Origin of the sequence: Streptomyces sp. NPDC057616 (genome assembly GCF_042800575.1) — a bacterium.
Classification (GTDB): Bacteria; Actinomycetota; Actinomycetes; order Streptomycetales; family Streptomycetaceae; genus Streptomyces.
Genome location: NZ_JBHVGU010000022.1, coordinates 142,568 through 155,038 on the forward strand (window position 1 = coordinate 142,568; position 12,471 = coordinate 155,038).

The 12,471-nt window shown below is 71.7% G+C and carries 12 protein-coding genes; all 12 read left to right on the forward strand.

The features are described 5' to 3' along the window. The first annotated feature begins 3 nt into the window (after positions 1-3). The 12 genes from ACFU97_RS26945 (at position 4) to ACFU97_RS27000 (ending at position 12,382) form a co-directional block, all read left to right on the forward strand. On the forward strand, positions 4-819 hold the full coding sequence (locus tag ACFU97_RS26945; RefSeq protein WP_384261254.1) for an ABC transporter permease: 816 nt from the start codon (positions 4-6) through the stop codon (positions 817-819). Positions 820-879: 60 nt separating this feature from the next. After that, positions 880-2,031: an NAD(P)/FAD-dependent oxidoreductase gene (locus ACFU97_RS26950; protein WP_384261257.1), complete on the forward strand. Its 1,152-nt coding sequence runs from the start codon at positions 880-882 to the stop codon at positions 2,029-2,031. Beyond that, positions 2,028-2,330 (forward strand): (2Fe-2S)-binding protein, encoded by a 303-nt coding sequence (locus tag ACFU97_RS26955; RefSeq protein WP_384261260.1) that lies wholly within the window; start codon positions 2,028-2,030, stop codon positions 2,328-2,330. The genes ACFU97_RS26950 and ACFU97_RS26955 overlap by 4 nt, the downstream gene beginning before the upstream one ends. Further along, on the forward strand, positions 2,323-3,783 hold the full coding sequence (locus ACFU97_RS26960) for an NAD(P)/FAD-dependent oxidoreductase (protein ID WP_384261263.1): 1,461 nt from the start codon (positions 2,323-2,325) through the stop codon (positions 3,781-3,783). The genes ACFU97_RS26955 and ACFU97_RS26960 overlap by 8 nt, the downstream gene beginning before the upstream one ends. Continuing rightward, a complete protein-coding gene (locus ACFU97_RS26965; RefSeq protein WP_384261266.1) occupies positions 3,780-4,670 on the forward strand; it encodes a dihydrodipicolinate synthase family protein in 891 nt (296 codons plus the stop codon). The genes ACFU97_RS26960 and ACFU97_RS26965 overlap by 4 nt, the downstream gene beginning before the upstream one ends. A gap of 4 nt (positions 4,671-4,674) precedes the next feature. Continuing rightward, a complete protein-coding gene (locus tag ACFU97_RS26970) occupies positions 4,675-5,676 on the forward strand; it encodes a proline racemase family protein (protein ID WP_384261269.1) in 1,002 nt (333 codons plus the stop codon). A gap of 42 nt (positions 5,677-5,718) precedes the next feature. Further along, positions 5,719-6,390: a GntR family transcriptional regulator gene (locus ACFU97_RS26975; protein ID WP_384261272.1), complete on the forward strand. Its 672-nt coding sequence runs from the start codon at positions 5,719-5,721 to the stop codon at positions 6,388-6,390. A gap of 46 nt (positions 6,391-6,436) precedes the next feature. Continuing rightward, entirely contained in the window at positions 6,437-7,432 is a 996-nt protein-coding gene (locus tag ACFU97_RS26980) for a LacI family DNA-binding transcriptional regulator (RefSeq protein ID WP_384261274.1), read from the forward strand. A 110-nt stretch (positions 7,433-7,542) separates the two neighbouring features. Then, a complete protein-coding gene (locus ACFU97_RS26985) occupies positions 7,543-8,892 on the forward strand; it encodes an ABC transporter substrate-binding protein (RefSeq protein ID WP_384261277.1) in 1,350 nt (449 codons plus the stop codon). Between the two features lie 2 nt (positions 8,893-8,894). Then, positions 8,895-9,851, forward strand: coding sequence for a carbohydrate ABC transporter permease (locus ACFU97_RS26990; RefSeq protein ID WP_384261280.1), 957 nt, complete (start codon positions 8,895-8,897; stop codon positions 9,849-9,851). Then, entirely contained in the window at positions 9,848-10,726 is an 879-nt protein-coding gene (locus ACFU97_RS26995) for a carbohydrate ABC transporter permease (RefSeq protein ID WP_384261283.1), read from the forward strand. Before ACFU97_RS26990 ends, ACFU97_RS26995 begins: the two co-directional genes overlap by 4 nt. Positions 10,727-10,756: 30 nt before the next feature. Further along, a complete protein-coding gene (locus ACFU97_RS27000; protein WP_384261286.1) occupies positions 10,757-12,382 on the forward strand; it encodes a glycoside hydrolase family 13 protein in 1,626 nt (541 codons plus the stop codon). Positions 12,383-12,471: the final 89 nt, after the last annotated feature.

Here is a 12,471-nt window from a genome sequence, read left to right on the forward strand (position 1 = left end):
CCCATGACACTCTCCCGATCCGCCCGCATCGCGCTCCGCGTCGCCGCCGCGCTCGGCTTCGCCGTGATCTACGTCCCGCTGCTGCTCGTCCTCGTCAACTCGCTGAGCCCGGACCGCAGCGCGAGCTGGCCGCCGCCCGGGTTCACGTTCCACTGGTGGGAGGTCGCCTGGCGCAACGCCGGTGCCCGTGAGGCGCTGTGGGTCTCGGTCAAGGCCGGGCTCGGGGCCACCGCCATCGCCCTGGTGCTCGGCACGCTGATCGCCTTCGCCGTCGCCCGGCACCGGTTCTTCGGCCGCGGCACCATCTCCTTCGTGGTCGTGCTGCCGATCGCCCTGCCCGGCATCGTCACGGGCATCGCCCTCAACTCGGCCTTCAGCACGGTGCTCGAACCCCTCGGTGTGGGCCTGGGCCTGTTCACCGTGATCGTCGGCCACGCCACCTTCTGCATCGTCGTCGTCTTCAACAACGTCGTGGCCCGGCTGCGCCGTACCGCGGGCTCCTACGAGGAGGCCGCGATGGACCTGGGCGCCAACACCTTCCGCGCCTTCGCCGACGTCACCTTCCCGCTGGTGCGCTCGGCGCTGTTCGCGGGCGGGCTGCTCGCCTTCGCGCTCTCCTTCGACGAGATCGTGGTGACGACGTTCACGGCGGGGCCCGGCATCGAGACGCTGCCCATCTGGATCTTCAACAACATGACCAGGCCGCAGCAGGCACCGGTGGTGAACGTGGTGGCGGCCGTCCTGGTGCTGCTCTCCGTCGTGCCGATCTACGTGGCCCAGCGGCTGTCCTCGGACACGGCGACCGGGAGCCGGGTCTAGCCGGGGCCGGGTGCGCGCGGCACTGTTCCCAACCCTTGTGGTATGTGACATAGTACTGGCGTGAGTCATCCCCTGACCTGCGATGTCGTGGTCGTCGGCGCCGGAATGACAGGCGCCGCCTGCGCCCTGTACGCGGCGCGCTCGGGCCTGGACGTCGTCGTCATGGACCGCGGCCCCGTGGCCGGCGGCACGACCGGCGCCGGGGAGGGCAACCTGCTGGTCTCCGACAAGGAGCCGGGCCCGGAGCTGGACCTCGCCCTCCTGTCGAACCGCCTGTGGAGTGAACTGGCCCAGGAATACGGGGAGTTCATCGAGTACGAGGCCAAGGGCGGCGTCGTGGTGGCCACATCACCGGGCGGGCTGGCCGCGCTGGAGCGCCTCGCCGCCGAGCAGCGCGTCGCGGGCGTCGCGGCCGAACCGGTCGACGGCGACGCCCTGTACGCCCTCGAACCCCACCTCGCCCCCGGCCTGCCGGGAGCCGTGCACTATCCGCAGGACGCCCAGGTCATGCCCGCCCTGGCCGCCGCGCATCTGGTGCGGGCCTCGGGGGCGCGCCTGCTGACCGGCCGGACCGTGACGGGCGTCCTGCACGCCCCCGGCGGCGCGGTGCTCGGCGTGCGCACCGACCACGGCGACATCCACGCCCCGGCGCTCGTCAACGCGGCGGGCACCTGGGGCGGCGAGGTCGCCGCGCTCGCCGGGGTGGTCCTGCCCGTCCTCCCGCGGCGCGGCTTCGTCCTCGTCACCGAGCCGCTGCCGCGCCTGGTCCACCACAAGGTGTACGCCGCCGACTACGTGGCCGACGTGGCCAGCGACTCGGCCGCGCTGCAGACCTCGCCGGTCGTGGAGGGCACGGCCGCCGGACCCATCCTGATCGGCGCGAGCCGTGAACGGGTCGGCTTCGACCGGTCGTTCTCGCTGCCCGCGCTGCGCGCCCTGGCGGCGGACGCGACCCGGCTGTTCCCCTTCCTGACCGACGTCCACGCCATCCGCACCTACCTCGGCTTCCGCCCCTACCTGCCCGACCACCTCCCGGCCGTCGGTCCCGATCCGCGGGTCCCCGGCCTCTTCCACGCCTGCGGCCACGAGGGAGCCGGCATCGGCCTGTCGACCGGCACCGGCCACCTGATCGCGCAGGTGCTCACCGCGAAGACACCCGATCTGGACCTGACGCCGCTGCGCCCCGACCGCTTCGCCGAGGAGGCCGCGTGAGCTCCCCGCTCGACCTGGCCGGCGCCCGCCCGGGCCCCGCCTTCACGGTCACCCTGGACGGCCGCGAGATCGAGGCGCTGCCCGGCCAGACGGTCGCCGCCGCGCTCTGGACGGCCGGCATCACGTCATGGCGCACCACGCGGGGCGCGGGCCGCCCGCGCGGCGTCTTCTGCGGGATCGGCGTCTGCTTCGACTGCCTGGTGACCGTCAACGACCGCCCGGGCAGGCGGGCCTGCCTGGTCACCCTGCAACCGGGCGACGCGATCCGCACGCAGGAGGGGACGGGCCACGATGACTGAACGCTCCCTGGCCACCCCTCACCTCGCGGTGATCGGCGCGGGCCCGGCCGGCCTCGCCGCGACCGTGGCCGCCGCCGCCCACGGCGTCCGGGTCACCCTGATCGACGCGGCCCCTCAGGCGGGAGGCCAGTTCTACCGGCAGCCGGCCGCCGGGCTGCGCGCGGGCCGGCCGCAGGCGCTGCACCACGACTGGCGGACGTGGGAGCGGCTGCGCGACGCCCTCGCGGCACACATGAAGGCAGGTGCCGTACGGCATTTGACGGACCATCATGTCTGGTTCGTGGAACGGCGGCCGGAGGGGCCGGAGTCCGGCCGCTTCACCGTGCACGCCCTCCTCGGCCCCGAGCCCAAGGACGCGGCGGCCGTGGACGCGGACGCCGTCCTCCTGGCCACCGGCGGGTACGAGAAGGTGCTGCCCTTCCCCGGCTGGACCCTCCCCGGAGTCGTCACCGCGGGCGGGGCGCAGGCCATGCTCAAGGGGGCGCTCGTGGTGCCCGGCCGTACCGCCGTCGTCGCCGGCACCGGGCCGCTGCTGCTGCCGGTGGCGGCCGGACTCGCCGCGGCCGGGATGCGGGTCGCGGCGCTCGTCGAGTCCGCGGCGCCCCGCGCCTTCCTGCGGCGGACCGGCGCGCTGGCCGCCGAGCCGGGCAAGGTCGCCGAAGGCGCCGGATACGTGGCCCGGTTGCTCCGGCATCGCGTGCGCACGCTCGCCCGGCACACCGTCGTCGAGGCGCACGGGGACGAGCGCCTGGAGGCCGTGACGGTCGCCGCCCTGGACGGCGACGGGCGGGTCAGGCCCGGCACCGGGCGCCGCATCCCCTGCGACACGCTCGCCGTCGGCCACGGCATGCTCGCGCACACCGACCTCGCCGAGACGCTCGGCTGCCGCCTGGACGGGCCGGCCGTGCACGTCGACGACGAACAGCGCACCGACGTGCCGGGCGTCTGGGCCGCGGGGGAGGCCACCGGTATCGGCGGCTCCGGCCTCGCGCTGGCCGAGGGGCACATCGCCGGGCGCTCGGCCGCGGCCCGCCTGGGCGGCGGCGAACCGGACCCGCGTGAGTGGGCCCGTGCCGCCAAGTCCCGTGCCCGGCTACGGGAGTTCGCCGCCATGCTCGACTCCGTGTACGCCCCGCCCGCGCACTGGACGGAGCAGGTCCGCGACGACACCGTGGTGTGCCGCTGCGAGGAGGTCACCGCCGACGCGATCCGGGGCGCCGCCGGGGAGCTCGGTGCGGGCGACCTGCGCACGGTGAAGCTGCTGACCCGGGCCGGCATGGGCTGGTGCCAGGGCCGCGTCTGCGCACCCGGGGTGGCCGGCCTCACCGGGTGCGAACCCACCCCGTCCAGAAGGCCGTTCGCACGTCCTGTCCCGCTCGGCGTCCTCGCCCGCGAGCACGCACGCCCGACGCACCGCGAGCACACCCACCCGACCGATGGAGGGCCCTCATGACCGACCGACGTCCCTGGCGCGGTGTTCTCGTCGCCACCGCGCTCCCGCTGAACGACGATCTCTCCGTCGACCACGGCCGGTACGCCGAACACTGCACCTGGCTCGTCGAGAACGGCTGCGACGGCGTCGTGCCCAACGGCTCGCTGGGGGAGTACCAGGTGCTCACCCCCGAGGAGCGGGCCCGGGTCGTCGAGACGGCCGTCGGCGCGATCGGCGGGGAGCGCGTGATGCCCGGCGTCGCCGCCTACGGCTCCGCGGAGGCCCGCCGCTGGGCCGAGCAGGCCCGCGACGCCGGCTGCGAGGCCGTGATGCTGCTGCCGCCCAACGCCTACCGTGCCGACGAGCGTTCGGTGCTCGCCCACTACGCGGAGGTCGCGAGGGCGGGCGTGCCGGTGGTGGCGTACAACAACCCCATCGACACCAAGGTCGACCTCGTGCCGGAACTCCTCGCCGAGCTGCACGGCGAGGGGTACATCCAGGGCGTCAAGGAGTTCTCCGGGGACGTCCGGCGCGCCTACCGCATCGCCGAACTCGCCCCGGAACTGGACCTGTTGATCGGCGCCGACGACGTGCTGCTGGAGCTGGCGATCGCGGGTGCGAAGGGCTGGGTGGCGGGCTACCCGAACGCACTGCCGAGGTCGAGCGTCGAGCTGTACCGCGCCGCCGTCGGGGGAGACCTGGGCACGGCCAGGAAGCTCTACGAGCAGCTGCACCCGCTGCTGCGCTGGGACTCGAAGGTGGAGTTCGTGCAGGCCATCAAGTTGTCCATGGACATCGTGGGGCGCCACGGCGGCGGCTGCCGACCGCCGCGCGTGCCGCTGCTGCCGGAGCAGGAGGCCGTGGTGCGGGCCGCCACCGAGCAGGCCGTCGCGGCCGGACTGGCGTAGGGCCATGCGCAGCAGACTCGTCCTGCACGCCGTCGACTCGCACACCGAGGGCATGCCGACCCGGGTGATCACCGGCGGGATCGGCACCATCCCCGGCGCGACGATGAACGAGCGGCGGCTGTACTTCCGCGAACACCGCGACGACATCAAGCAGTTGCTGATGAACGAGCCGCGCGGGCACTCGGCGATGAGCGGCGCGATCCTCCAGCCGCCGACCCGGGACGACTGCGACTGGGGCGTCGTCTACATCGAGGTCTCCGGCTATCTGCCCATGTGCGGGCACGGCACGATCGGCGTCGCGACGGTGCTGGTGGAGACCGGCATGGTCGAGGTCGTCGAACCGGTCACCACCATCCGGCTGGACACCCCGGCCGGACTCGTGATCGCCGAGGTCGCGGTGGAGGGCGGCGCGGCCAAGGCGGTGACGCTCCGGAACGTACCGTCGTTCGCCGTCGCACTCGACCGCAAGGCGACGTTGGCCGACGGGCGTTCGGTGACCTACGACCTGGCCTACGGCGGCAATTTCTACGCCATCCTGTCGCTGGAGCAGTTCGGCCTGCCCTTCGACCGCTCCCGCAAGGACGACATCCTCTCGGCGGGCCTGTCCCTGATGGACGCCGTCAACGCCGAGGAGGAGCCGGTCCACCCGGAGGACCCGTCCATCCGCGGCTGCCACCACGTCCACCTGCTCGCCCCGGGCTCGACGGCGCGCCACTCACAGCACGCGATGGCGATCCACCCCGGTTGGTTCGACCGCTCGCCGTGCGGCACCGGCACCAGCGCGCGCATGGCCCAGCTGCACGCGCGCGGCGAACTCCCGCTGCACACCGAGTTCGTGAACGAGTCGTTCATCGGCACCCGGTTCACCGGCCGGCTCCTCGGCACGACCGAGGTGGCGGGCCGTCCCGCCGTGCTGCCCAGCTTCACCGGGCGCGCCTGGATCACGGGGACCGCCCAGTACCTGCTGGACCCCGAGGACCCCTTCCCCGCGGGGTTCGTGCTGTAGGCGGCTTCGATAATGTCGGGTGACCCGAGGAGGACGATCACCATGGCCCCGCAGAAACGCCCGGCACTGCCGCCGCTCGGCGGCCGGACGCCCAACTTCCGCGAACGCGTCGTGGATGTGCTGCGGGCCGCCCTGATCGCCGGCGAACTCCTCCCGGGCCAGGTCTACTCGGCGCCGGCCCTCGCCCCGCGCCTGGGCGTCTCCGCGACCCCGGTGCGCGAGGCGATGCTCGAGCTGGTGAAGGAGGGCATGGTCGACATCGTCCCGAACAAGGGCTTCCGGGTCACCGCCGTGTCCGACCGGCAGCTCGACGAGTACAAGCACATCCGCTCGCTGATCGAGATCCCGACGACGGTGGGCCTCGCGACCACCGCGGCCGCCGCCGACCTGGAGACGCTGCGCCCGCTCGCCGTGGAGATCGTCGACTCGGCCGCGAAGGGCGACCTCATCGCGTACATCGAGGCCGACCTGGACTTCCATCTGGGCCTGCTGGCGCTGGCGGGCAACGACCACCTCGTGGAGGTCGTACGGGATCTGCGGCGTCGTTCGCGGCTGTACGGGCTGACCGCCCTGGTGGAGGCGGGGCGGCTGCAGGCCTCCGCGGAGGAGCACCTCGAACTGCTCGACGCCCTCCTCGCGCGGGACCCGGAGGGCGTGCGCGAGGTCATGACCAGGCACCTCGGGCACGTCCGCGGTCTGTGGGCGGCTCACTGACGCCATTACGCAAGCTGTTTGCATTTCTTGCGCTATTCTTGCGCTCATGACGCGACGACTTGCTGAGGTGGCGAAGAAGGTCGGGGTCAGCGAGGCCACGGTCAGCCGGGTGCTCAACGGCAAACCAGGGGTCTCCGAGTCCACCCGGCAGGCGGTGCTCTCCGCCCTGGACGTCCTCGGCTACGAACGGCCCACACAGCTGCGCGGGGAGCGCGCCCGGCTCGTGGGCCTCGTGCTGCCCGAGCTGCAGAACCCGATCTTCCCGGCGTTCGCCGAGGTGATCGGCGGCGCCCTGGCCCAGCTCGGCCTGACCCCCGTGCTGTGCACCCAGACCAAGGGCGGTGTCTCGGAGGCCGACTACGTGGAGCTGCTGCTGCAGCAGCAGGTCTCCGGTGTCGTCTTCGCGGGCGGGCTGTACGCCCAGGCGGACGCCCCGCACGACCACTACCGCCGGCTCGCCGAACGCAACATCCCGGTCGTGCTGGTCAACGCCTCCATCGGCGACCTCGGCTTCCCCGGCGTCTCCTGCGACGACGCGGTGGCGATGGAACAGGCCTGGCGGCACCTGGCCTCCCTCGGGCACGAGCGGATCGGGCTGGTGCTGGGCCCGTCGGACCACATGCCCTCGGAGCGCAAGCTCGCCGCCGCCCGGGCCATGGGCGAACTCCCGGACGAGTGCGTCGCGCGGGCCATGTTCTCCATCGAGGGCGGGCACGCGGCGGCCTCCCGGCTCATCGAGCGGGGCGTCACCGGCTTCATCTGCGCCAGCGACCCTCTCGCCCTCGGGGTGATCCGGGCCGCGCGCCGCAAGGGACTCGGCGTCCCCGCGCAGGTGTCGGTCGTCGGCTACGACGACTCCGCGCTGATGAACTGCACCGAGCCCGCGCTGACCACCGTCCGCCAGCCCATCGAGGCCATGGGCCGGGCGGCCGTGGAGCTGCTGAACGCGCAGATCAACGGCAGTTCCGTAGCCGCCGAGGAGCTGCTGTTCGAGCCCGAGCTGGTGGTCAGGGGGTCGACCGCGCAGGCGCCCCGTCCCTGAGATCCACTCGCCTGTCGAATAATTTCAAATTGCGCGCGACATCTTGCGTCCAGATGTCGGCGGTGCTTGAGTGTGCGTCGCCCACCGCTCCTGCCCAGAGGGGTCCACCGATGAGAAGCACCGGGTTCCGCCGTACCTTCGCCGCACTCGGCGTCTGTTCGCTCGCTCTGACCGCGTCCGCCTGCGGATCGAGCGACGACGACTCCTCCAGCGGCAAAACGCGCATCACGGTCAACTGCGAGCCGCCCAAGAGCGCCAAGGTCGACCGGGGGTTCTTCGAGCAGGACGTCGCCGCCTTCGAGAAGCAGAACCCGGACATCGACGTCGTCGCGCACGACGCGTTCCCCTGCCAGGACCCGAAGACGTTCGACGCCAAGCTCGCCGGTGGCCAGATGGAGGACGTCTTCTACACGTACTTCACCGACGCCAAGCACGTGGTCGACATCAACCAGGCGGCCGATCTCACGCCGTACATCAAGGAGTTGAAGAGCTACAGCACCCTCCAGAAGCAGCTGCGGGACATCTACGCCGTCGACGGGAAGATCTACGGCGTCCCGCGCACCGGCTACTCGATGGGCCTGATCTACAACCGTCAGCTCTTCCAGAAGGCCGGACTCGACCCCGACAAGCCCCCGGCCACCTGGGACGAGGTCCGCGCCGACGCCAAGAAGATCGCCGCGCTCGGCGGCGGCACCGTCGGGTACGCCGACTACAGCGCCCAGAACCAGGGCGGTTGGCACTTCACCGCCGAGATGTACTCCCAGGGCGGCGACGTCGTGAGCGCCGACGGCAAGAAGGCCTCCATCGACACCCCCGAGGGCCACGCCGTCCTGCAGAACCTGCACGACATGCGCTGGAGCGACAACTCGATGGGCAGCAAGCAGCTCCTCGTCATCAACGACGTGCAGCAGATGATGGGTTCGGGCAAGCTCGGCATGTACCTCTCCGCGCCCGACAACATCCCGATCCTGGTCAAGGAGAAGGGCGGCAACTACAAGGACCTGGCGCTCGCCCCGATGCCCGGCGGCAAGGGCACGCTCATCGGCGGCGACGGCTACATGTTCAACAAGCACGACACGCCCGCCCAGATCCGTGCCGGCCTGAAGTGGCTCGACCACATGTTCCTCACCCCCGGATCGGGCTTCCTCGGCGACTACGCCCGCGCCAAGAAGGCGGACGCACCCGTCGGCCTGCCCGAGCCGCGCCTGTTCACCGGCGCCGCCGACGCCAAGGACCAGCAGGTCAAGAAGGCCAACGCCAATGTGCCGGTGGAGAACTACCAGTCCTTCCTCGACGGCAACCAGCAGCTCCAGATGAAGATCGAGCCGCCGAACGCGCAGCAGATCTACTCCGTCCTCGACGGCGCCGTCTCCGCGGTCCTCACCAAGAAGGACGCGAACATCGACCAGCTGCTCAAGGAAGCCTCCGGCAAGATCGACAGCATCCTGGCGCGGGGCTGAGCATGACCAAGACGGCCGAGCGGCGACCGATCGGCAAGGTCGCCGTACGCCCGGTGCAGGCGCCGCCCCCGGCAGGGGACCGGAGGCGGCGCCGCCTCGCCGACCAGGCCCGCGCCTACGCCTTCCTCCTCGGCGGCCTGCTCTGCTTCGCCCTGTTCTCCTGGTACCCGGCGATCCGCGCGGTCGTGATCGCCTTCCAGAAGTACACGCCGGGTTCCTCGCCCGAGTGGGTCGGCACCGCCAACTTCACCCGCGTCTGGCACGACCCGGAGTTCACCGCAGCCTGGCGCAACACCTTCACCTTCACGCTGCTGGCGCTGCTGATCGGTTTCGCGATCCCCTTCGTGATGGCCCTCGTCCTCAACGAACTCCGGCACGCCAAGGCCTTCTTCAGGGTCGTGGTCTACCTCCCGGTGATGATCCCGCCGGTGGTCAGCGCCCTGCTGTGGAAGTGGTTCTACGACCCCGGGGCCGGCCTCGCCAACGAGGCGCTGCGCTTTCTGCACCTGCCGACCTCGAACTGGTCCAACGGCGCCGACACCGCACTCGTCTCCCTGGTGATCGTGGCCACCTGGGCCAACATGGGCGGCACCGTCCTGATCTACCTGGCCGCCCTGCAGTCCATCCCGGGCGAGCTGTACGAGGCCGCCGAACTCGACGGCGCCAACCTGCTGCAGCGCATCCGGCACGTGACGATCCCTCAGACCCGGTTCGTCATCCTGATGCTGATGCTCCTTCAGGTCATCGCGACGATGCAGGTCTTCACCGAACCGTTCGTGATCACGGGCGGCGGACCGGAGAACGCCACGGTCACCGTCCTGTACCTGATCTACAAGTACGCCTTCCTCTACAACGACTTCGGCGGCGCCTGCGCGCTCAGCGTGATGCTCCTGGTGCTGCTCGGCGCCTTCGCCGCCGTCTACCTGCGGCTCACCCGCTCCGGGGAGGACGACGCATGAGCGCCATCCGCACCCTCGTCTCGCCGGCGACCCTCGCCCGGCCGCGCGGCAAGGCCGTCTACTGGACCGTCTTCACGGGCGTCGTCCTGCTCTTCGCCCTCGCCTTCCTCTTCCCCGTGTACTGGATGGTGACCGGCGCCCTGAAGTCGCCGGACGAGATCGCGCAGACCCCGCCCACCCTCGTACCGAAGCGCTGGCACCTCGGCGGCTACACCGACGCCTGGGACCTGATGCAGCTGCCGGAGCACCTGTGGAACACGGTGGTCCAGGCGGCCGGCGCCTGGGCGTTCCAGATCGTCTTCTGCACGGCCGCGGCCTACTCCCTGTCCAAGCTCAGGCCCGCCTTCGGGAAGGTCGTCCTCGGCGGCATCCTGGCCACGCTGATGGTCCCGGCGCAGGCACTCGTCGTACCGAAGTACCTGACCGTCGCCGACCTGCCCTTGCTCCACACCAGCCTGCTCAACGACCCGCTGGCCATCTGGCTGCCGGCCGTCGCCAACGCCTTCAACCTCTATCTGCTCAAGCGGTTCTTCGACCAGCTTCCCCGCGACGTGCTGGAGGCCGCCGAGATGGACGGCGCCGGAAAGCTGCGCACCCTCTGGTCGATCGTGCTGCCCATGTCGCGGCCGGTTCTCGGCGTCGTGTCGATCTTCGCGCTGGTCGCCGTGTGGCAGGACTTCCTGTGGCCGCTGATGGTCTTCTCCGACACCGACAAACAGCCGATCAGCGTGGCACTCGTCCAGCTGTCGCAGAACATCCAGCTCACCGTGCTCATCGCCGCCATGGTCATCGCCAGCATCCCCATGGTCGCGCTGTTCCTCATCTTCCAGCGGCACATCATCGCCGGGATCAGCGCGGGCAGCACGAAGGGCTGACGCCCTCCCTTCGACAGAAAGGCATGCACAGTGGGACAGCCCACCCCTGCCCAGAAGGACTCGACGGACCCGAGCGACGTGCGGGACTGGTGGCGCTCCGCCGTCATCTACCAGGTGTACGTCCGCAGCTTCGCCGACGGCGACGGCGACGGCACCGGCGACCTCGCGGGCGTCCGCTCCAGACTGCCGTACCTGGCCGAACTCGGCGTCGACGCCCTGTGGTTCACCCCCTGGTACCTCTCGCCGATGAAGGACGGCGGCTACGACGTCGCCGACTACCGCGCGATCGACCCGGCCTTCGGCACCCTCGCCGAGGCGGAGAAGCTGATCGCCGAGGCGCGCGAACTGGGCATCCGGACCATCGTCGACATCGTGCCCAACCATGTCTCCGACCAGCACCCCTGGTTCCGGGCCGCGCTCGCCGCGGGCCCCGGCAGCCCGGAGCGCGAGCTGTTCCACTTCCGGCCCGGCCGCGGCGCCCACGGCCAACTCCCGCCCAACGAATGGCCGTCGCAGTTCGTCGGCTCCACCGAGCCGGTGTGGACCCGGCTGCCCGACGGGGAGTGGTACCTGCACCTGTTCACACCCGAGCAGCCCGACCTCAACTGGGCCCACCCGGCCGTCCGCCAGGAACACGAGGACATCCTGCGGTTCTGGTTCGAGCGCGGCGTGGCGGGCGTCCGCATCGACTCGGCGGCCCTGCTCGCCAAGGACCCGGCCCTGCCCGACTACGTCGAGGGCCGCGACCCCAACCCCTTCGTCGACCGCGACGAACTGCACGACATCTACCGCTCCTGGCGTGCGGTCGCCGACGACTACGACGGCGTGTTCGTCGGCGAGGTGTGGCTGCCCGACGCCGAGCGCTTCGCCCGCTACCTGCGCCCCGACGAGCTGCACACGGCCTTCAACTTCTCCTTCCTGTCCTGCCCTTGGGACGCACGGGGACTGCGCACCTCGATCGACACCACGCTCGCCGAGCACGCCCCGGTGGGCGCGCCGGCCACCTGGGTGCTGTGCAACCACGACGTCACCCGGACGGTCACCCGCTACGGCCGCGGCGACACCGGCTTCGACTTCGCGGCCAAGGCCTTCGGCACCCCGACCGACCTCGCGCTCGGCACCCGGCGCGCCCGCGCCGCCGCCCTGCTCTCCCTTGCCCTGCCCGGCGCCGTCTACGTCTACCAGGGCGAGGAGCTCGGCCTGCCCGAGGCCGACATCCCGCGCGAGCGCATCGAGGACCCGATGTACCTGCGCTCCGGTGGCACCGACCCCGGCCGGGACGGCTGCCGGGTCCCGTTGCCGTGGACCGCCGAGGCGCCGTACGCGGGCTTCGGCTCGCGGCAGGAGCCCTGGCTGCCGCAGCCCGTCGGCTGGTCCGCGTACGCCGCCGACCTCCAGGCCGCCGACCCCGGCTCGATGCTCGCCCTCTACCGCGCGGGCATCCGGCTGCGCCCGGTCTTCGGCACCGGCCCGCTCACCTGGCTGCCCGCGCCGGAGGGCGTGCTGGCCTTCACCCGCGGCGACGCCGTCTGCGCGGTGAACCTCGCGGACACCCCCGCCGGCCTGCCCGCCCACACCGAACTCCTGCTCGCCAGCGGCCCCTTGGACACCGACGGGCGGCTGCCGAAGGACACCGCGGTCTGGCTGCGAGGCTGAGCCGCACCACGTTCGTACGTCTCTCCCGACCCGTACCGCTATCCCCACACCCCCACACGAAGGGATCAGCACATGCACAGGACTGTCAG